A 21,158-nucleotide genomic window follows, 5' to 3' on the forward strand; every position below is an offset into this window, starting at 1 on the left:
GAATCATCATTATGATGCAGGCAAACGATTTGCGCTTAACCTTTAATCCCGGAACACCGATCGAAAATCCGGCACTTCGCGGAATTAATCTCAACATTGCCGATGGCGAATTTGTCACTGTCATTGGCACCAACGGCGCAGGAAAATCGACCTTTTTAAATGCGGTCAGTGGCACAACCCAAGTTGATAGCGGCTCCATCTTGCTGAACGGCATTGATGTCACCAAAAAGTCAGCTCATCAGCGCGCGCACTGGGTCGCCCGCGTGTTTCAAGACCCGATGGCAGGAACTTGCGAGGCGCTAACCATTGAAGAAAACATGGCGCTTGCCTTTAAGCGCGGCGGCAAACGCGGTCTTAATTTTGCCTTAAACCAAAACAACCGCGAGCTGTTTCGTGAAAAGCTGTCGGTATTAAAGCTTGGTCTTGAAAACCGCTTGAGCGATCGAATGGGTTTATTGTCCGGCGGTCAGCGCCAAGCGGTCAGCTTACTGATGGCATCACTTCAGCCGTCCAAAATCTTACTGCTTGATGAGCATACCGCTGCTCTTGACCCAAAAACCGCTGCGTTTGTGCTTGAGCTGACCGACAAAATCGTCAATGACAACAAATTAACCACCATGATGGTCACTCACTCCATGCAGCAAGCGCTTGCTCATGGCTCGCGAACCGTGATGTTGCATCAAGGTCAGGTCGTCCTTGACGTGTCAGGGGAAAAACGGCGCGGAATGACTGTTCATGACCTGCTTAATATGTTTGAACAAACGCGCGGCGAAAAAGTCGAAGATGACAGCCTCATTTTAAGCCAGTAGGTTTAAATAAATCGTTCTAATTTAATCACTAAACAAGCTTGCTTTGCGACTCAAGCATAGCAAGCTTTTGAATCAACTCACTCACGTGCTGCGATTGCATTTTTTTCATCACTTGAGCGCGATGAACCTCAATAGTTCGGATTGAGACGTCCAAATGATCGGCAATGATTTTATTTAAATTGCCTTGCAATAGCTCGTTGGCAACCTGCTTTTCTTTATCGGTGAGTTGATCATACAATTTTTGAATGTAATAAATTTTGGTGCGCTCCTGGGTTAACGCTTGGGCGCGATCAATGGCAGCACTTAGCTTTTGGTGGCTGACGGGCTTTTGCAAATAATCTGCTGCCCCTTTTTTAAGCATAGCAACCGCATCGTCAATCTCGCCATTTCCCGTTAAGGCAATCAGCGCAATCGGACTGCCTTTTTCATTTAAATGCACTTGCAGCTCTTGACCGCTCATGATTGGCAGCATCAAGTCACTTAGCACCACCGCTGGCATAAAAATATCCACTTTTGCCAAAAATTCAACCGCACTTTCCCACGATACCGCGCAAAACCCCAAGCTTTCGATTAAAAACTTGCAAGAAGCGCGAACGCTTGGCTCATCATCAATGATATGAATCACCAGATCAGCTTGGAAATTTGGCGGCAGCTCAATACAAGTCATGGTTGATCCTTTTTTGACAAGAAAGTTGGCGCTGTATTATCGATAATGGTGGGCGGAAAATACATCGCAATTTGTGCACCAAGATTACATTTTGGCAGGGTGTTTTCTTCTAATAGCGGCAAGTGGCGACGCGGCGCTTTGATCGAAGCGTTAGCCGTTATTTGATAATACTTTGGCGCACTCAATATTAGCTCATCATCAATCGCAATGTTGCCAAGTACCAATTTGCCCTCAAGCGCTTGGCAAAGCCTGTGGCAAATCATTAAACCAAGTCCTAAGCCTTTGGTTTTAGTTGAAGTCACTTTGCTAATCCCAGAGGTTGTTTTTTTAAGCTGCTCCGGTAAAAACCCGCCGGCATCATCGCTAACAAAGATGCCAAGCTTTTTTATGCCGTTATCATCCACCATTTGACAGCGCAGCAATATCAAACTTGCGCCCTGCTCTGCCGCATTGAGCAGCGTATTTAACAGCAGTTGGTCAAGAACCAAATTGGGCAGCCGCAATGCGTCAATATCATTTGCCAAATAAAAGCGAATCCCAACGGCTTTGTTGCCAAGCAGTAAGATGCAGCGCTGATAAACCTCAGCAAGATCAACAACAACCTCACTTTGGGAAGCTTGGCTACTGCCTTTTACCCAGCCTTTAATATTTTGAATGATGGTTGAGGCGCGCTCGGTCTCGTTGATAATTTCATCAAGAGCGGAACTTAGCAGCTGAGCATCTTTGTCAAGTGGCTGATTTGCCATGGCTTTTTTCTGACGGATCAGTAGCCCTTGCGCGTAATTTTGGATGGTTGCTAGCGGCTGATTGATTTCGTGAGCAATCGCGCCGCTCATTTCCCCCATAACGGCAAAATGGCTTGATTTATTTAGCGCCTCATCGTAATTGCGAATGAGCTGATTTTGCGCAATAAGCAGCCTTCGGCGGCGCAATGCAAGCCAGCTCATCCAGCCGTAATTAATCAAACTGATCAACACGATCAATGTCATCACCCCAACCCAAAGCCGATGACCCTTGATCCAGTCGTAAAGCTGCTGGATCATTGGCTGCTGCCTTGGGTGCTGATTTAAGTCGTATAACAGCTGCTCAGCGGCGCGGTTGGACTCAGGCGGCAGCCAATTGGGAAGAGGTTCACGATCAAAATTAGGATTGAATAAGCTTTGATTGATTTGCGTTAATAACGTACTTGGCAATTTATTGGTTGCTGCAAGCGTCCAGTTGGGATAAATGTCGGTCGATGATTGACAGCTCGATGCCGTTGCCACCGGATGAAGCAGACGAAAATCACGCGGCTTAATTCTTCCTTGAAGTCCCATCTCCTCCATCAAACAAATTGGCGCAATCGCCGCCTCAACTTGACCCTCCGCCAATGCCAATAGCGTGTTTTCAATGGGAAATCCAAAAAACTGAGTCTGGTAATCTGCCGTATGAATACCATGTTGATAAAGCAAATGGGCAATCAGTAAATACCCCCCAAAGGCGTCTTGATTTACCGCGGCGATATGTTTGCCTTTGATGTCCGCTAGCATTTGAATAGGGCTGTCTTTTGCCACCCAAAGCGCGCTTGCCACTTGCTCCATTGGGCTTGGCGCTTTGGCTGATTTTCGGCTCTCAAGCGTGGCAAGCCAGCGCCAACCTTTGGTTTCCATTTTAATAAATTGAACTTGAGGCCCTAACACCAAAGCAAATTTGTCCGCTTCGATCTGCTCTTGCCAATTTTCAAGGGCAAGCGGCACCATGACAATGGTATCGCCATTGAGCTCTTGGTTGATGCGATCAAGCCATGGCTGCCACCGCTTTTGCGCGGCGACTTCCCCTTGTGGCGCAAGAACGCCTAAATAATACGTTTGCGCGGCAGCTGACACGCTAATCAGCCAAGTAATGAGCACGCTTTTTATCAAAAATCGACAGATTGAGCACTTTTCTTGATTAAAATCAGCCGATTTTTTTAGCTTGCTTGATATCAGCACCCGTTTTGCCTTACTTCCCATCAAAAACCTTATAAGCAATGTGGTTTTCCACAATATTATTTTTCGTCAATTGTCTTACACTATAACGATAATCTTATTATTTTTCTTTGGCAATCTGTTGATCATTATCGTTGATAAGGCTACCAAAGCTTATTGGAGGGCAATCTTATGAAAAAGTGGTCGCTCATTATTTTAGCTGCTGCCCTTATTGGGCTGATTGCAGCGCTAATCATTGGGCTATTATTGCCCAACTTGCGAACCGAAAGCCACCAAACTCGCGTGGAGGTTAACAATCCTGAGCTGATTAAAAAAGGCGAGTATATCGCAAGAACAGCGGACTGTGTGGCGTGTCATACCACGCTTGGCGGTAAAGATTACGCCGGCGGTCTTGCGATGCTGACCCCGCTTGGGGCGATTTACTCCACTAATATCACGCCGGACAAAGATACTGGCATTGGCAATTATAGCTTTGATGACTTTGCCAATGCGGTAAAGCACGGCGTTCGTCCGGACAAGCGCGCTTTATATCCGGCGATGCCTTATCCGTCGTATCAAATCATGCCCGATGAGGATTTGGCAGCGCTTTATGCTTACTTTATGAGCGGCGTTGAGCCGGTTAGCGAGCCGAATAAAAAAAGCGAGCTGCCACCCGTTCTCAATTGGCGCTGGCCGTTGGCGTACTGGCAGGCACTATTTGCGCCCAAGCGCGAGTTTGTCCCCGAATCTGATGATAAAGTCCTTGCTCGCGGTCAATATCTCATCGAAGGCCCCGGTCACTGCGGCTCATGCCACACCGAGCGCGGAATTGGCTTTCAAGAAGTTGCCCTCACCAATACCGACTCTAAAGACTACCTAAGCGGCGCGGTCATTGACGGTTGGCGCGCCAAAAGCATCCGCGGCGAGCATCGCGGTCTTGCCACCTGGTCGATTGATGAGCTAAATCTATTTTTTAAAACCGGTCGCACCGATACCACCGCCGCCTTTGGGGCAATGGCGGAAGTCGTTGAAAACAGCACCCAATATATGACGGACGATGACATTCATGCGATGTCCTCTTATTTAAAAACGCTAAGCCCTGCACCAAATAAAGAAGTCAAATTGCCTGAGAAAAAAGACACCACCACCGAAAAACTGCTTGCCGGAAAATACGACTCTCGCGGCGCGCTACTTTATGTTGAATACTGCACCGTTTGTCACCGCGCTGATGGCAAAGGCGTTCCGCGGATTTTCCCTGCTCTTGATGGCAACAGCGCCGTTTATGCCCGAAATGCCGACTCCGTGCTACAAATCACCTTGAGTGGCGGTCGCATGCCCGAAACGCCACACGACAGAATGACCTTTACCATGCCTGCCTTTAACACGCTTGCCGATGAAGATATCGCCGAGGTCGTTAACTACGTTCGCAACAGTTGGACAAACCAAGCACCAAATATTGACGTCAACGATGTTATTAAAATGCGCGCGTTTTTAAATAAAAAGCCCAAAACGGCAACCGACATTGCGCCGGATTTGACCGTTAGCGACCACGCAAAAAACGCAAAAGGAGCAAATCATGAAAAATAATTTGAATTTGTTGCCCAAAGCTGCCCTTGTCATCGCCATTTTAGCCTCAGGGATTGTCGGTTGTAGCAGCCCTGAACCTGCCGCTCGCAGTGGTGCAGAATATAAACTTGTCAATGCTGACGGCAATGATTTGGTTAACGCAGAGGATGCCAATAAAGATATTGGCACTTATATCATCCCGCAAGACACTGCGATTTTGGATGAGCCTAATGCTGATGAGATCATCTATGGCAAACGCCTATTGAATGAGACGCGCCGATTATTGCCCCAAAACGTTGGCGCAAGCATGAACTGCAACAGCTGTCATATCGCCGAGGGCAAAATCCCCTTAGGCGACCCATACATCAACAGCTACAATTTTTATCCGCGTGTGATGCCGCGAGCTGGTCGCGAGATTGACTTGACCGACCGCATTAACGGCTGCTTTCAGCGCTCCATGAACGGCAAACCGCTGGATCGTGAATCGCCTGAAATGAAAGCAATGCTGGCGTATATGAAATGGCTGTCGCAAAACACACCCAAAGCGCAAAAAGTCGATATCGAAAACGCAGGCAAGATTGATGAATCCCTGATCCCCGACCCCGTTCGCGGTGAGCAAATCTATCATGCCCAGTGCGCCACCTGTCACGGCGACAATGGTGAGGGTATGAAAGACAGTCGCGGCGATATTATCTTCCCGCCGCTTTGGGGCGATGAGTCGTTTAACATTGGCGCAGGGCTTGCGCGAACCTATAAAGCCGCCGCCTTTGTCAAATATAACATGCCGATGGGCATCCAAACCAAAGGGCTTTGGGGTCATGGCAACGTGCTCAGCGACCAAGACGCCGTTGATGTGGGGCACTTTTTTACTCATCAACCAAGACCTGATTTTGCTAAAAAGGTGAATGACTGGCCAAACGGCAAAAAGCCCAAAGACGCCCGCTATTGATAAGGTTATCGTTTAGTAATAAAAACCCGTCATAAATAGTGATGGGTTTTTTAACCCTTTCACTTTCGCATCACGCCAAAGCCTTCGTCATAATCCCAATGCAACTCTGAATCCTTGCTGTATAGCTCCAAAGTAATTTCGCAAAGGGCATCAATCCGGTCTTGCTGGTCGCTCAAACTCTCCGCAAGTATCAGCATCTGATCAGGTGATAAATGCAACCAAGCATTCGATGTTGCTGCCGTTGTTTCAAAGTCGCTGCTGTAGTTTTGCCAAGCTTTATTTTTACCTCTTTTCGCGCCATCCACTGCCACTTGCTTTTCAAAAATCGTCTCATTATCCTCTAATTTAAAGCGGTAAATGGCTTGATACTGCCCCTCGCGTAGCGCTGTGAACTTTTGATAAAGCTGATCGGTCATCAAGCAGCTGTCCACTTGCGAGCTTGAAAACACCTCATCGATATCACTATCGCCATCACTATTGGGATAAAAATAGCATTGGCAAAACGTTTTAATTTGCGACTCATCAAATTGGGCAAGCTGACAATGCTCAGTATCAAAGCGCAATCGCGAATCAATGCTTAATTGCAAAACCCCATCAGACACATCAACTGACTGCCAAGGCAATAATTCTGCCAAATCATGCGATTGGTAAGCCGATACTTGCTCATCTGTGTTTTTAATAGGGCTATAACCCTCATATCCGGGAAAGATAAAGGCAAGATTTTGACGGCGTTTTTGCTCAACATTTTGGCAATGGCGAAAATTATATTGCGGAATCATAATGTTGGGCTGGCAAATTTGGTCTAGGCGATGGCGATTGACCCGACCTGCTGTCTGGACAATCGATTGAGCACTGGAGACATCAATGATTGCCCAATCAAAATCATGGTCGCGACCAACTTCTTCAACGGGCGTAGCAACAACAATAAAAGGTACAGAGTCCGAAAGACTGCGCTTCATTAACTGCTGAATTTCAGCATCATCAAAAATATGCTCATTTCCAGTTTTGCGCTTTTTGCCGTCTTTATGTCGGCGCAGCAAATGATCTAGTCGCTGCTCTTTATGAAAGCGAGAAATTCGCCAATCGTTGCCGTGATAGCAAGCAATATAAGCTTGCGGCAACTGCGCTGCCAAATACCGAGCCAATCCGATGGCGTGAGAGATGTTCGCCACGCGAATTAAGCCAAACGATAAGCGCTTATGCTTTGATGACCAGTCCCAAGCGTGATTCTTATGAAGTGTTTGTGCGCCGTTTAATACTGCTTGTCGCCAATTGGCAACACTTGGCTCAGCAATAGGAAGTAGCGCTGCCAATCGAAAAGTGGGCTTATCGCTTAATGCCTGTTGCAACTCTTTAAGATGGTTTTGGTATTCAGTTGTAAAGCTTTCCGCAATTGCTTTTGGTGATTTAGTTTTTTTATTATTACTTAGGCTATTTTGTATATTATTAAGCGGAGTATCTAGTGAGGATTGCCAAATTTTCGGCGCAACTTCATTGTCAATGATGCCAATAGTAAAGGTAATTGCGGTTGTCGCTGGGTTATGAGTGTTGAGTAACGCGCGGCGCATGGCAATTCCCGATTCAAAGGCGCCCTGAACACTGACGGCTAAGGTTTGCGATAGCGTGGCTGAAGAGCAAATCACATGGCGACCATACATCGCCGCTAGCTGAACCAACCGAAGCACCGCCATGAGCGCTTTTGGCTCATAGCTGTCGATTTCATCCAAAACCAAATCGCTACTAATCAGCCGTAGTAATGCTTTAACATGGTGACCTTGACGCTGCGGCTCGCCTGCGGCAATCAAAAAATCAATCGTTGACACCAATAAAGGCGACGTTAAAATCGTGCGCTCGCGGTGATGGCTTTTGCCATAAAGCGGACTTAACCACTCAGGCAAACCATAATCTTCACCTTTGGCATCAAAAATCGGCTCAAGCGGGTTTTCATCCTCATCAATCATTGGCGCTTGGGCTTGGTTAAATAAATCTTGAGTGAGGTTATCGCCGATAATAACCGCAAGCTCATCATCGGATAAATTCATGGACTGCTCAAGAGCAAATCCAGTCTGCAACGTGAGCGAGCGCAGGTTTAACGCAATACTAATCCGCGGATCATCAGGTCGCAACAGGCAAGCCGCGCGTAGGTTCATCCGCGTTTTACCGCTTCCCGTTCCTGCAATATTAAAAATCAGCGCTGGACTGTCAATATAACGCTGGCGATGTTTTTGCAGGCTATTTGCCGCAATATTTTGCCATTTAAATTGGCGGTTTTGGGTCGCTTGGGTGATAAGCTCGACCGTTTGCTCACAAAGCCCAGCAAGATTTAAATTGGTCATCATCTGACACGAAATATAGCTTGCTCTATCACCAACCTGCCGCAAATGCCACTCAAGCGGCTGATTTTGGCGTTTTTTAAACTGCGCCACCGTGGTGTTGGCAAATAGCGTAACCGCGTCTTGATTTTGATTGGGATAAACTTGCGCTGAAATGGTGTGGTCAGCATGGATTAATGCCGCGCGAGCATGAAGGCTTAACGCTTTCCAATAAAGCAGCGTCTCGTTATCATCACAAAAATTTGGTAAGAGTTTTGCTAAGCGGTTTAAGCGCTTTTGATGGCTGTCAAAAATAGCTTTAGGCAAGTCGCCTGCGCAAGTCAGCTGTTTGGGAGCTGCGGTTTTTTCTTGAACATGTTTTGAACTGTCAGGCAAACTTAAATAACTATCGCCATCATCTGCCCCTAACAGTCCATGATGGGTCACGATTAAAAAATCCACCGCTTCAAGGCTATTTTTAACACCATCAACGCCGTCTTCATCACTGAAATTGCGGTCGCCCAAGGTTAAATCTTTTAATTGGTATGAGTTTTTCTGCTGCCAGTCCCAAGCGGCTTGCCAATCCCAACCATTGCCGCGAAGCTGTTGTAGCAATTTGATTGAAAGCCATTCGTGGCGAACATCATCTCTGATAATTTTATCGGCTTGGGGTGGTGACAGCTTTTGCTGAAAATGCACCGACGCTTTACCGATATCGTGCATGTCTCCTGCCGCTCCCGCAAGCAAGCTGCTTGCCCGAACCCAAGGCTCAACCTGACGGCGCTGATAGGGGCGCTTGGTGGACGCGACCGGATAAGCGCCCTCACTATTAAAGCGGTGCTTTGCGCCAACGACCCAAGCTAATTTCATCCGCCGCATACCAAAATTAACATAAGCCGCAACCGCCGTTTGCCGCGTGATGCCTTTTTGCTTAAGCGCTTTTCGGACTTCGTTTAAGCCATCCATCGTCATTGGCGCTTGCCACGAGCTTTGCCCCGTGCGAATGGCATAGCTGTCAAGAACCGAACGCGTTTTTTTCAGGGCTTTTTTTTCGCAAGCTGAAATGAAAATGACGTGCATAAATTTAATGTCTCAAAAATAATTGAATCTTAGTAGCTTAATTTGCTGTTGAGCTACTATAGTATAATTTTGAGAAGGAAATAAGTCCCAACATTTTTAAGGCGACAGGTGGTGTCGTAACAATGAATTTATCCATAAATATCAAGCACAATTCTGACGAACTCCTGCCCCAATTACAAGTCAGAGTTACCGCCAAAGGCTTTCATCATTTCTCTAAGCTTGTCCTAGTTTCAGGCTAATCTTAAATTTTTGTTGAAATACACGACAGCAGATGTCGTGTATTGCTCTCGCTTGCTTTTAAACGCTTAAGCATTGTGATAAAAATAAACATAAGTAAATAATTAATAAGGAGGAGCTATGGCTGCCCCAACATCTGATATTCCCATTGAGGACTATGAGCAGTCACTTGCCGAGTCGGTTCATTTTAGTGTTAAGACGATTAATACCAACATCGACAAAGGCGGGATTCGCTTAAGTCAAGACCAAGCGCTTGATTTGCCATTTATCAGCGCCAGAACGTTGCTTGCCGATGGCGTTCGCATTCCAACCGACTATACAGCCAACGCTGGCAAAACTGCCACCCATTTTAAAGTTATCAAGGCGGCAATGACGGATGACGCCGTGGTCGATGCCAAAGGCAACCCTGACCCTGAGTTGCAGCTCATGGCAGATGCCCTTGCCCCGAGCATCGATCAGTTATTTGACGCGCCCTACCAATCAGGGCTGGAGCATATTAACCTGCGAATGCGGCAGTTATTGATTCCTAAAGATGACAGCTATATTAGCTTAAGTCCAATAACGGCGGCTGGGGTCAACTACTGGTTAAATGATGAGATTGATGCGATTAAAGCGCAACGAAAAAACAATGAGGATGCTAAGCGCTTTAGAAATCCTATTGCTGCGGTATTTGGCATTGGCGGCGCCAACGCGCAAAACGCTGGCAGTCTAATTCGTGCCATGCAGCGCCCTATGTACTTGACTGCGCCAACAGCAAACGAAGAAGTCAGCCAAGCGTTTCGCTTATTTTATCGAGGGTTTGACTATTATATCCCGCATAAAATCACGATTGATAAAGATTTAACGCCTGCCTTGATTAAATGGGTTCATTTAATCAAAAAGGATTTAAAAACAACAGCGCAAGACTCACGCCAGCCTTGGCAAGAAGAGGGAATTTTTGCGGGCAAAACTGATTTGAGCCGCCGCAATGCTGAGCTTGCTTTTTTAAGACAAATCGTCCGCAACGTGTTAGCTCAAGGCAAAAAAGCCAAACAAACGCTTGAACAAGTCAAAGACAAATTACCGCAAATCACTGACCTATTAGCTGACGAGGATAACGTCAATTTAGACAAGCCGCTTAAACCACTCACGCCGCTTCTGCATCCCAGTGTTGACTTGGCAATTCAAGGCTTAATCGACCCAACGCTTCGCGATGATGGCTGGCTGCAAGAGTTTAGCGAGCATTTGGCGCGTCAAATCGTCCGGCAAGACTATCAGGTTGAAGGTCAAAGCGAGCCGGTCAGCTTTCCTATTGACGACAGCGCTCAAGGATTTTTGGCACGGCGCATCCGCGAGCTGCTCTACAGTTATGGGGAGCTTATCTGATGAGTAAAATTATTGTGATTCCGCACATTAAAGTGCAAGCCGCAAATCTGCAAACCAGCGGGCTACTATTGGGCGGTGCGCCTTTGATGGCAGCGGCAATGTTTGCTCACAATTTGGCGCGGCAAACGGGAATGGCGGATAAGGGCATCGTTTTTATTCATCACGACCGCCAAGATTTGGGCGGCTTTGCTTATGGCAACTTTACCCCTGCTCAGCGGCGCGGCTCTGTGTTTATCAATAAAATCGACTACTCCTCAAAAAACAAACACGCCCTGTCCTTGCAGCCGACCGCAAGCTGTCATTTGCATTTTAGCTTGCTAGTAAAGGTTGATGCCAAGCGTGTTTTTATTAATAAAATCAAGGACTTTTTAATAAATGCGCGATTTGCAGGGGGCAAAATCCTTGAGTTTGGTGACGTTAAAGCGCTTGATGGCATTGCTGGAGCATTAAATAAGATTAAAATCGGCTATGCGCTTATCGACCGTCAAGACGTATTGCAACACTACGCCTGCGCTCAAAATGTTAAGCGCTTGCAAGCATTTACGGAGCTGTTGTCCTTAAGTCCTGAGGGATTGCAGCAAGTCTTTGGGACTGATCATCGGTTAAGTTGGCTGTCCGCGACCAATCTTGGCTATGCTTTGCTTGAAGCTAAAAACGTCAACAGAACGGGCGTTCGGCAAGCTTATGATAAAAATAATCAACCACGAGACACCCCTCACGCTTACGCCGAACCGTTAATCGGCTTGGTTCAGTACGTGTCGTTAAATCAGCTGCTGCATCCCCCTAAACCTGACGACAACGAAACCACGGCTGACCCAAACCCCATCGCTAAGCCGTTGCAAGAGTTAAGCGAGGATTTAAACGGGCTTTGGTGGCATTACCATTGGCAATCAAAATTGGGCGGGGATATTTTTTTATTATCCCAAGCATAACGTTCAATAATTTTTTAATCACTTACCTATTTACCCTTAATTTTTTAGCAAAAGTAATCAGGAGAAGTATCATGGCAACATTTAAAAAACTTCCGGCAAGCCTTGCCCTGCAACGCGGAACGGTCATCAGCGATGGCGCATTTTTTAACTATATTGACGACAATACCGACCGCTCGCCACTAGAAGTCATGCTCCACGGCATTCGCGGCACGCAAAACGTCGCAGGAAACAAACAAAAAGGCTCAGCATCAGGGCAATCAATGGCGCGTGAGGTCAGCAACATCCAACAAACGGAATCGGCAAAACTTGCGCCTAATGCCAAATTATTGGTCGTTTGGGATTTTCGCTTGATTAATTTGTCCGATATTTTATTTGCTAGCGCCTCAAAAGCAGGAACTGATAAAAGCGAGGAACAAGACTTTCGCCAAGCATTTCAAGGCTTTATTGATCGCGCTAAAGTCAGCGAGGGCTTAAAAATCGTCATTGGGCGCTATGTTCGCAATATCGTCAACGGTCGCTGGCTGTGGCGCAATCGCTTGGTGGCAGAGTCCATCGTGATCAAAATTAACCCCACGCAAAATAAAGACCACGTTTATAGCTTTGATGCGCTAAGCTTTAATTTAAAAGATTTTGATAACGTCAGCACTGATGAGCAAGCACTTATCGATATTTTACTGGCAGGAGCAAAAGGTGACTCGGCGCAAGCGGGGCTGCATATTGAAGCCGTGGTTGATTTTGGCATGGGCGGCGTTGAAGTTTTTCCTTCGCAAAACTATCTTGAAAATAAACCCAAAGGCTTTTCGCGCTCTCTTTATCAGCTCAATCCAGTAAAGCCAAAATTTCAAGCCGACGACAATCAGTTTTTGGGGCAAGCGGCGCTTCGCGATCAAAAAATTGGCAATGCCATCCGAACCATTGATACGTGGTATTCCGACTTTAATAACAACGACCAAAAGGCGATTGCCATTGAGCCAAACGGGGCAAATCTTGAGCGGCAGATGTTTTATCGCGTGGGCAAAGATAAAGTGTCGGCGTTTGACATTTTAAAAGAAGTTGCTGATCTTGACCCCAACAGTGACAAGGGCATGTTTTTGATTGGCTGTATCATCCGCGGCGGCGTTTATTCTGAAGGGGATTAAGATGGCGTTTGACTATTATGTCGATATCCGCGTGATCCCGTCCGCAGAATCGGTTGATTTATCCTTACCCAGTGTCCGAAATCAAGTTTATAAAGTGCTGCATGGCGCGTTTCGAACGCTTGCGGCGGACAGCTTGCCTTTTGCGCTAGCAGTTGTGACCTCCCCTAAACTTTTGGCAAAGCAAGAAGCTTTGGCAAAAAAATATGACCAAGCGCCGCGCTTTGACTTTGATATTTTTCGGGTGTTTTCGGTGACAGATGAGGCGCTGCAACGCTTGGTGGATAGCATCAATAATCATTGGACGATTCGCGATTATGCTGTGGTTGGTGCGGTTGCCCTCGTTCCAACCGCAAAAATCAGCGGCTGGCAAAGCTACCGACGCTTTCGCATTCCTACCGCGAAAATGGAACGCAGTAAGCTATCTCATGATTTACCGCCTTTGCATGAGCGCCGATTGCAACAAGCCAAAGCGATGCCTTTTTTAAAAATCCAAAGCAAAAGTACGGGGCAAAGCTTCACTTTGGTCATTAACAAAGTCGAGGCAACCGATGCCGGTCACGGCTTGCCTGACAGCTACGGTCTTGCGCGAGCCAGTCAACCGTTTGCCTTGCCTGTTTTTTAAACTATTTGTTTTTAAACTCTGTGTTTTTAAAAGTCATTGCTAAAGGTTAACTTATCGTTGTCATTATAAAAGCAGTAACGCGATTGCCTTACTGCTTTTTTCAATACCACTTTATTCAATGCTGCTTTTTTTAATGCTGCTTTTTTAATGTTAGGGAAAACCATGAGCCAAAATAACAGCCATTTACGCAAGCTTCGAAGCCGACCGCTGATGCTCTCAAAGCGCGCCTGCGTGTTTTATCTTGAGCGGGTTCGCGTGATTGTCAAAGACGATCGTATTGTCTATTTGACCGAAAGCTTACAGCCGATTGAGCATTTTTATAATATTCCTGAAAAAAATACCGCCTTTTTATTGTTAGGAAAAGGCAGCTCCATCACCGATGCCGCCGCCAGACGCTTAGCAGAATCTAACGTGATGGTCGGATTTTGCGGTTCGGGCGGCTCGCCTTTGTTTAGCGCTTTGGATTTGACTTTTCTTGCCCCGCAAAGTGAATATCGCCCAACGGAATATATGCAAATGTGGATGAAAGCTTGGCTTGATGACGCGGCGCGACTGCTCATGGCAAAAATATTGCTGCAAGAGCGGATCACGATCGTCAAAAAATACTGGCAAAAAAACCCGATGCTGCTGCAATTTGGCATCCATATTGATGAGTCAGCGCTTACAAGCTTTCAAAGCGCCATTGATAGCGCCGAAAATCAAGAGCAATTATTAACCGCTGAGGGGCGCTGGGCAAAGGCGCTTTATAAACGCTTGGCGGACGGCTTTGGGATGAAGTTTGTTCGCGAGGAAGGTAAAAACGCCAATGATGATTTGGGCGATATCGCCAACAGCTATCTTGATCACGGCAATTATATCGCTTACGGTTACGCCGCGGTGGCTTTGCATGGCTTAGGGATTAGCTTTGCGCTGGCGATGCTTCACGGTAAAACGCGCCGCGGCGGCTTGGTGTTTGATGTTGCCGATTTGGTAAAAGATGCTTTGGTCATGCCGCAAGCTTTTGTCTCGGCAAAGCTTGGTCACAATCAAAAAGAATTTCGGATGCAATTGATTGAAACTTGCCAAGATCAAGACGTTTTGGATTATATGTTTGGCTTCATTGTTGACACCTGTCAAAAAATACAATAATTTCAATGGTTTAAACTTGTGCCCTGAAAACGATATATTTTTGCTGCTTTAAACGTTATATAATTGATACTTAGAGGTTTTTGTTATAAAACTTCTAGTTTGCCATCGCATAGATGGTTTAGAAAAATGGGCAAAGGCTTAAAAAAGAGCGCTGAAGGTTTGCCATCGCATAGATGGTTTAGAAAAAGATATGGCGCAGGCCATGACGCTCGCAAAAGTTTGCCATCGCATAGATGGTTTAGAAAAACAGTATTTTGAAGGCGACACACGCGAAGTCGTTTGCCATCGCATAGATGGTTTAGAAACTGCGCGCTGATCCTGATGATGCGCCCGATGTGTTTGCCATCGCATAGATGGTTTAGAAAAACGCTTTGGGGTCTGCCAGTAGTCACCACTCGTTTGCCATCGCATAGATGGTTTAGAAAATGACCGTTCGCCGCAGCAAGATGGGCGATATGTTTGCCATCGCATAGATGGTTTAGAAAAAGAAACAAACTCATTTTGCTTCATTCCAACCGTTTGCCATCGCATAGATGGTTTAGAAAAAATCCAAGTCATTAGCGGTCAAATTACTCGTGTTTGCCATCGCATAGATGGTTTAGAAAAATTAGACGCCCTGCGATATAGATCAGTGTTGGTTTGCCATCGCATAGATGGTTTAGAAAATCTGCGAGTATCTATCAGAGCCGCTAAAGATGTTTGCCATCGCATAGATGGTTTAGAAAATCTGCGAGTATCTATCAGAGCCGCTAAAGATGTTTGCCATCGCATAGATGGTTTAGAAAATACTGTCTGACGTTTCACCTGCCGCAATATCGTTTGCCATCGCATAGATGGTTTAGAAATGCCGCCGATTTTGACCAGCTCTCACTGTCAAGTTTGCCATCGCATAGATGGTTTAGAAATTGCCGGAATAACTCAATGTTGTCGTTGTAGTGTTTGCCATCGCATAGATGGTTTAGAAAAAAGAGATTCACTTGTTACTAACCAGCCTATTGTTTGCCATCGCATAGATGGTTTAGAAAAACGTCGGATTTTATGTAGGAGTGTAGCTATGGTTTGCCATCGCATAGATGGTTTAGAAATCAACGCGGTCTTTGCCATACTTGTTAATTGCGTTTGCCATCGCATAGATGGTTTAGAAAAAAAGACGCTGTGATGCCAAGCCGTGTGTTTAGTTTGCCATCGCATAGATGGTTTAGAAATGATTTGTGCGTGATGATTCGGTGAGTTGGTAGTTTGCCATCGCATAGATGGTTTAGAAAAAAAACAGCGTCTCAGATGGCGTACAAACTGCGTTTGCCATCGCATAGATGGTTTAGAAAACTATCCAGCCTGGCGACAGCTACTCAGCAACGTTTGCCATCGCATAGATGGTTTAGAAAAACCATGTCTGCCAATTCTTGCTGACTCAATTGTTTGCCATCGCATAGATGGTTTAGAAACCCGTGACGGGCTTATTTTTTTAGAGGCGATAGTTTGCCATCGCATAGATGGTTTAGAAATACTACCTATGCAAACTATGCACCTGTGTTATGTTTGCCATCGCATAGATGGTTTAGAAAATCACGTCATTAGCACCAAGGGCGCTTACGGCGTTTGCCATCGCATAGATGGTTTAGAAATTGCCGTCTATCAGCTTACTTATGAGTCCAGCGTTTGCCATCGCATAGATGGTTTAGAAAACAGCGGTGATTGGTTTTTTCGGGACGGCGGAGTTTGCCATCGCATAGATGGTTTAGAAAGGTCGGGGCAGGGCTGTGGACGGTGGCATTAAGTTTGCCATCGCATAGATGGTTTAGAAACTTGGAGTTGGCCTGCAATTCCAGCCCCTGAAGTTTGCCATCGCATAGATGGTTTAGAAAGTTCAAGTTGACGTAAGCTTCGACCACTTCAAGTTTGCCATCGCATAGATGGTTTAGAAAGAAAACTACAAAGCGCGCGCGGTATTTGTTGAGTTTGCCATCGCATAGATGGTTTAGAAACAAAACGTGCTGACCGGCTGATGGTCGTTAACGTTTGCCATCGCATAGATGGTTTAGAAATAGGATCAATGCAGGCAGAATTTGAAAAAATGGTTTGCCATCGCATAGATGGTTTAGAAAATCGCCAGCGCTAGCAAAATGATTGCTAGTCTGTTTGCCATCGCATAGATGGTTTAGAAAACATAATCGCTAATCGTTTTCACCGCCTCATCGTTTGCCATCGCATAGATGGTTTAGAAAGCTTGGGGTGCTTGGGTCAGATCAGACCGTGAGTTTGCCATCGCATAGATGGTTTAGAAAACCGCGCCGCTGTGCTCGATCTTGTCAGTAAAGTTTGCCATCGCATAGATGGTTTAGAAATGCGGCTTCCATGGCTTGGCGATCAGCTTCGCGTTTGCCATCGCATAGATGGTTTAGAAAGAGATTATCGGGACCACTATCCAATGTTTATTGTTTGCCATCGCATAGATGGTTTAGAAAATGAAAACGTATCAAAAAGGCGACTACATCGTGTTTGCCATCGCATAGATGGTTTAGAAAACTCGTTATTGATGTTGAAACGCCGGAAACTAGTTTGCCATCGCATAGATGGTTTAGAAACATAACGCCAATTTCAAAAATGCGTCTTTTTAGTTTGCCATCGCATAGATGGTTTAGAAACGCGAGTCATGGGTGATATGTCGTTTGAGGTGGTTTGCCATCGCATAGATGGTTTAGAAAAAGATGGCAGCCGCGCCGTTCCTGCGCCCCGCGTTTGCCATCGCATAGATGGTTTAGAAATCTTTGATCAAGACCTGATAATCTGAGCGCGAGTTTGCCATCGCATAGATGGTTTAGAAACACCAGCCATTATTACGGTCTGATAGCTCAGTGTTTGCCATCGCATAGATGGTTTAGAAACAGCGTTCGCTAAAGCCATACTGCGGCGCGTAGTTTGCCATCGCATAGATGGTTTAGAAAAGTAGCGCAATGTCAGTCATATCGCTGCTTTTGTTTGCCATCGCATAGATGGTTTAGAAAGGATGGAAAATAATAGCGAAGTGCAAATGCGAGTTTGCCATCGCATAGATGGTTTAGAAATGTTGCTCATCCGTTGAACGAACGTTTAAACGGTTTGCCATCGCATAGATGGTTTAGAAAAACTCAAAACTCAGGAGTAGCAAGACCGCACGGTTTGCCATCGCATAGATAGTTTAGAAATACTCGCGCAACATGAAAGATGCTCGCGGCAAGTTTGCCATCGCATAGATGGTTTAGAAAAAAATCTGAGAAAGCTTCAACTGAAAAGCTCAGTTTGCCATCGCATAGATGGTTTAGAAATTGATGGCGATAAAGATAGTATTGCCTATGCTGTTTGCCATCGCATAGATGGTTTAGAAACGTCGGATCGCTTGTGGTGGCAAAAAAACTATAGTTTGCCATCGCATAGATGGTTTAGAAAAAAACGGCTCAATCACCAACGCTAAGATCGGTGTTTGCCATCGCATAGATGGTTTAGAAATCTTTGCTTAGTAGCTCATAAACCCACATCTGGTTTGCCATCGCATAGATGGTTTAGAAAAAACATGGACGACTACGACCTTGACACGCAGCGTTTGCCATCGCATAGATGGTTTAGAAACACTCGTGATGATTTTGAGAAAAGCATAACTGGTTTGCCATCGCATAGATGGTTTAGAAAGCCAAGCTGTCACAGCTTATTGTTGATATCACGTTTGCCATCGCATAGATGGTTTAGAGCTTCCCTTAAACATCATCGATTTAGAAATAAAAAACTGGATTAAACAAGATTTAACCCAACTTTTTTATAATTTTTTAACCTATAAATTTTACTTCGAGATTGCTTTAAAGTGAGCGACCTGATTGGCATTCGTAATCGTTAAGACCGGCAGATTGCTCGCGTCCTTACTTAAGCTAAATTTACCTTGAGCCATGGCACTCACTGCCGCATCAAAGCTTGCTTGCGGCTCAGGACAAGCCATTCTGGTGCTGATGATATTGCCCAATTGCACGTTACCCGCTGCAGCGCTGTAGTTGGCGCTCATTTTATTGCAAGTGTTTAAAAAAGCCACGCGATTGTTCGAATCAACCGTCATAAAATTTAAGATTAAAGGTTTTGCTGGATCAAAAAACAGCTGAGTCACTTTGCTGCCATCATTACGCTTGGCATCGATCAGTTGCCAGTTGTAGGCTTGTAGCGCGCTTGAGGTCACCGTTTGCGTCACAGGAGTCGCCGCGCTTGGGGCAGATTGACAACCCGCTGCCAATGCGCCAACCGTAAAAACGCCCGCCAGCATCAGTTTAGTCATATGTTTCATAAAATACCTTTAATATACATTCAAAAATAACGTTCAGTTGTTATATCCTCAAGGAATATCCGAGCGATTATATGATTAAATAGTGGTAGATGCTATTGCTCGTAACGACGAGAATAAGTAAAACAACGAAAGCAAACGGTTCTTTAACGTCCCGCAGTTTATCGCCACCCTTCCTAATCATTTCATTTGCCATATCTAAACCAAAAATAGCCGCAATATAAAAGGTTTACTCACTTGATTGCCAAATTTTAAGCTGATCTTAAGATTGGCATCAGGCGTTCACAGCGTATTTCACCTGCTGACAAGATTACTGATGAATTTTGCTTGATTAAACTTACGACTTCAGATAATTTTCAGGTGAACTTGAAAATAAATATGTCTTAATTCTAATTTTATAATTATAGCGTCATCCGCCTAATTTTTTTGAGAGTATGATATTCAATGATAGAGCTGTTAAGCGATCCTTCGATTTGGCTTGGATTTTTTGCGCTGGTGAGCCTTGAGATCATTCTTGGCATTGACAACCTTGTTTTTATTGCCATTCTTGCCAATAAACTTCCGCCAAATCAACGTAGCAAAGCGCGCAATCTTGGGCTAGGACTTGCTTTAATTATGCGGTTAGGGTTGCTGTTTGTCATGTCATGGCTTGTGACCTTGACCGAACCTGTGGTGAGCTTTGCCTCATTTAATTTATCAATCCGCGACTTGATTTTGATCGTCGGCGGCTTCTTTTTATTGTTTAAAGCCACGCTTGAGCTTCATGAACGCTTAGAAGGTAAGCCTGAGGGGAGCAATAAAAGCAAAGTTTATGCAGGATTTGCAGCGGTCGTTGCGCAAATTGTGATCCTAGATGCGGTATTCTCCTTTGACGCGGTGATTACGGCTGTGGGCATGGTGGAGCATTTAGAAGTCATGATGGCGGCGGTCATTGTGGCAATGGCAGTGATGGTTTTGGCTGCCAAAGCGTTAACGGATTTTGTAGGAAAACACCCAACGGTCGTGATTTTATGCTTAAGCTTTTTGCTGATGATCGGGTTTAGCTTGGTCGTTGAAGGCTTAGGATTTCATATTCCCAAAAGCTATCTTTATGCTGCGATTGGCTTTTCTATTGTCATTGAAGCCTTTAATCAATTTATGCAGCGCAACCGCACCAAGCATGAAAACGCCATTCCGCTACGCGATAGAGCGGCGGATAACATCCTAAAGCTTATGGGCGGCACTATCGCAAACCATGATGAAGATCAGCTTACCGAGGTCAGCCCATCCATAGCGCCCATCCCTTTTGCAGAAGAGGAGCGCTATATGATCAGCGGCGTGCTTGCGCTTGGTGAGCGCGATGTCAAAACCATCATGACGCCGCGATCAGAGATTTCTTGGGTTAACATTGAGAACAGCGCCGCCGAGATCCGTGAGCAGGTGCTCTCAACGCCGCACAGCTTGTTGCCGATTTGCGAGGGGCGCTTAAACAAAATCTTGGGCGTCGTTCGGGCTAAAGATATTTTATCGGTGCTCGATACGCCGTCTGACGATATTTATTTGGCGCTGGAGCCGTTATTAACTAAGCAGCAGCCTGTGTTTGTCTCTGATGGCATTGATAACTTACGGCTGATCAATCTGCTAAAAAACGCCAAAGGCAACTTGGCAATCGTCGTCGATGAATATGGTCAAGTGGCAGGATTGGTGACGCCTTTGGATTTGTTTGGAGCGATTGCAGGCGAATTTCCTGATGAAGACGAAACGTTGGAAATCTCTAAACAAGAGGATCATTGGATCGCTGAAGGTACAATCAGCTTAGATCAGTTGCGACTTGAATTAAATGAAGCCAGCTTACTTGCCGAAGCTGAGCAGCTAACCCTAGGCGGTTATATCAACTTTAAGCTTGATAACATCGCTCAAGTGAATGATCATGTGAGCAGCGAGGGTTACTTATTTACCGTTTTGGAAACGTTATCGGGAAGGATTCTTTTAGTCAAAATTGAAAAAGCGCTGACCCAGTCAAGTTGATAGCGCCTTGCCCTAAATCGCTAAAAATCGTGACATAAAAGTTGTGCTATTCGTGATTGAAAGCTGATGTCATTCAGCTTTCAACCCTAAACAATATCA

Annotated in this window: 13 protein-coding genes and 1 CRISPR repeat array; of the genes, 9 read left to right on the top strand and 4 right to left on the bottom strand. The window is 45.6% G+C overall.

The features are described from left to right. Positions 1 to 11 precede the first annotated feature (11 nt). Entirely contained in the window at positions 12 to 809 is a 798-nt protein-coding gene (locus HF322_RS02880) for an ABC transporter ATP-binding protein (RefSeq protein WP_169391862.1), read from the top strand. Between the two features lie 28 nt (positions 810 to 837). Here HF322_RS02880 and HF322_RS02885 read toward each other — a convergent pair whose 3' ends face one another. Continuing rightward, positions 838 to 1,476 carry a response regulator transcription factor gene (locus HF322_RS02885; protein ID WP_169391863.1) on the bottom strand — a complete coding sequence of 213 codons (639 nt, stop codon included), beginning with the start codon at positions 1,474 to 1,476 and terminating at the stop codon, positions 838 to 840. Next, complete coding sequence (locus tag HF322_RS02890) at positions 1,473 to 3,365, bottom strand: PhnD/SsuA/transferrin family substrate-binding protein (protein WP_169391864.1); 1,893 nt, start codon at positions 3,363 to 3,365, stop codon at positions 1,473 to 1,475. The genes HF322_RS02885 and HF322_RS02890 overlap by 4 nt, the downstream gene beginning before the upstream one ends. 249 nt (positions 3,366 to 3,614) lie before the next feature. Between HF322_RS02890 and HF322_RS02895 the strand changes: the two genes are divergently transcribed. Both HF322_RS02895 and HF322_RS02900 read left to right on the top strand, forming a co-directional pair. Further along, entirely contained in the window at positions 3,615 to 5,009 is a 1,395-nt protein-coding gene (locus HF322_RS02895; RefSeq protein ID WP_169391865.1) for a cytochrome c, read from the top strand. Next, positions 4,999 to 5,937: a c-type cytochrome gene (locus HF322_RS02900; protein ID WP_169391866.1), complete on the top strand. Its 939-nt coding sequence runs from the start codon at positions 4,999 to 5,001 to the stop codon at positions 5,935 to 5,937. The genes HF322_RS02895 and HF322_RS02900 overlap by 11 nt, the downstream gene beginning before the upstream one ends. 59 nt (positions 5,938 to 5,996) lie before the next feature. Here HF322_RS02900 and cas3f read toward each other — a convergent pair whose 3' ends face one another. After that, positions 5,997 to 9,329, bottom strand: a complete 3,333-nt coding sequence (cas3f, locus tag HF322_RS02905; protein ID WP_169391867.1) for a type I-F CRISPR-associated helicase Cas3f — start codon at positions 9,327 to 9,329, stop codon at positions 5,997 to 5,999. Positions 9,330 to 9,686: 357 nt separating this feature from the next. Between cas3f and HF322_RS02910 the strand changes: the two genes are divergently transcribed. The 5 genes from HF322_RS02910 (at position 9,687) to cas1f (ending at position 14,752) form a co-directional block, all read left to right on the top strand. Then, the gene (locus tag HF322_RS02910) at positions 9,687 to 10,931 is read left to right on the top strand and encodes a hypothetical protein (protein WP_169391868.1); all 1,245 of its coding nucleotides are present in this window, start codon (positions 9,687 to 9,689) and stop codon (positions 10,929 to 10,931) included. Next, the gene (gene csy2, locus HF322_RS02915) at positions 10,931 to 11,863 is read left to right on the top strand and encodes a type I-F CRISPR-associated protein Csy2 (protein ID WP_169391869.1); all 933 of its coding nucleotides are present in this window, start codon (positions 10,931 to 10,933) and stop codon (positions 11,861 to 11,863) included. Before HF322_RS02910 ends, csy2 begins: the two co-directional genes overlap by 1 nt. Positions 11,864 to 11,934: 71 nt before the next feature. Then, positions 11,935 to 13,002 (top strand): type I-F CRISPR-associated protein Csy3, encoded by a 1,068-nt coding sequence (gene csy3, locus HF322_RS02920; RefSeq protein ID WP_169391870.1) that lies wholly within the window; start codon positions 11,935 to 11,937, stop codon positions 13,000 to 13,002. Between the two features lies 1 nt (position 13,003). Then, complete coding sequence (gene cas6f / locus HF322_RS02925; protein ID WP_169391871.1) at positions 13,004 to 13,624, top strand: type I-F CRISPR-associated endoribonuclease Cas6/Csy4; 621 nt, start codon at positions 13,004 to 13,006, stop codon at positions 13,622 to 13,624. Positions 13,625 to 13,786: 162 nt separating this feature from the next. Further along, positions 13,787 to 14,752, top strand: coding sequence for a type I-F CRISPR-associated endonuclease Cas1f (gene cas1f, locus HF322_RS02930; protein WP_169391872.1), 966 nt, complete (start codon positions 13,787 to 13,789; stop codon positions 14,750 to 14,752). Between the two features lie 97 nt (positions 14,753 to 14,849). Continuing rightward, positions 14,850 to 18,478: a CRISPR direct-repeat array (repeat unit 28 nt; unit sequence GTTTGCCATCGCATAGATGGTTTAGAAA). Positions 18,479 to 18,566: 88 nt separating this feature from the next. On the opposite strand, the gene HF322_RS02935 is transcribed toward cas1f, so the two are convergent. Beyond that, the gene (locus HF322_RS02935) at positions 18,567 to 19,055 is read right to left on the bottom strand and encodes an META domain-containing protein (RefSeq protein ID WP_169391873.1); all 489 of its coding nucleotides are present in this window, start codon (positions 19,053 to 19,055) and stop codon (positions 18,567 to 18,569) included. Between the two features lie 441 nt (positions 19,056 to 19,496). Here HF322_RS02935 and HF322_RS02940 point away from each other — a divergent pair, with 441 nt between their 5' ends. Continuing rightward, positions 19,497 to 21,059: a TerC family protein gene (locus tag HF322_RS02940; protein WP_169391874.1), complete on the top strand. Its 1,563-nt coding sequence runs from the start codon at positions 19,497 to 19,499 to the stop codon at positions 21,057 to 21,059. Positions 21,060 to 21,158: the final 99 nt, after the last annotated feature.

It is taken from the genome of Psychrobacter sp. MF31 (assembly GCF_012847335.1).
Classification (GTDB): domain Bacteria; phylum Pseudomonadota; class Gammaproteobacteria; order Pseudomonadales; family Moraxellaceae; genus Psychrobacter.

Bases quoted from the DNA above. Each gene is read 5' to 3' on its own strand.
- csy3 (WP_169391870.1), top strand. From the start codon at position 11,935: ATGGCAACATTTAAAAAACTTCCGGCAAGCCTTGCCCTGCAACGCGGA.
- HF322_RS02880 (WP_169391862.1), top strand. From the start codon at position 12: ATGATGCAGGCAAACGATTTGCGCTTAACCTTTAATCCCGGAACACCG.
- HF322_RS02885 (WP_169391863.1), bottom strand. From the start codon at position 1,476: ATGACTTGTATTGAGCTGCCGCCAAATTTCCAAGCTGATCTGGTGATT.
- cas6f (WP_169391871.1), top strand. From the start codon at position 13,004: ATGGCGTTTGACTATTATGTCGATATCCGCGTGATCCCGTCCGCAGAA.
- cas1f (WP_169391872.1), top strand. From the start codon at position 13,787: ATGAGCCAAAATAACAGCCATTTACGCAAGCTTCGAAGCCGACCGCTG.
- HF322_RS02935 (WP_169391873.1), bottom strand. From the start codon at position 19,055: ATGAAACATATGACTAAACTGATGCTGGCGGGCGTTTTTACGGTTGGC.
- HF322_RS02940 (WP_169391874.1), top strand. From the start codon at position 19,497: ATGATAGAGCTGTTAAGCGATCCTTCGATTTGGCTTGGATTTTTTGCG.
- HF322_RS02895 (WP_169391865.1), top strand. From the start codon at position 3,615: ATGAAAAAGTGGTCGCTCATTATTTTAGCTGCTGCCCTTATTGGGCTG.
- csy2 (WP_169391869.1), top strand. From the start codon at position 10,931: ATGAGTAAAATTATTGTGATTCCGCACATTAAAGTGCAAGCCGCAAAT.
- HF322_RS02910 (WP_169391868.1), top strand. From the start codon at position 9,687: ATGGCTGCCCCAACATCTGATATTCCCATTGAGGACTATGAGCAGTCA.
- cas3f (WP_169391867.1), bottom strand. From the start codon at position 9,329: ATGCACGTCATTTTCATTTCAGCTTGCGAAAAAAAAGCCCTGAAAAAA.
- HF322_RS02900 (WP_169391866.1), top strand. From the start codon at position 4,999: ATGAAAAATAATTTGAATTTGTTGCCCAAAGCTGCCCTTGTCATCGCC.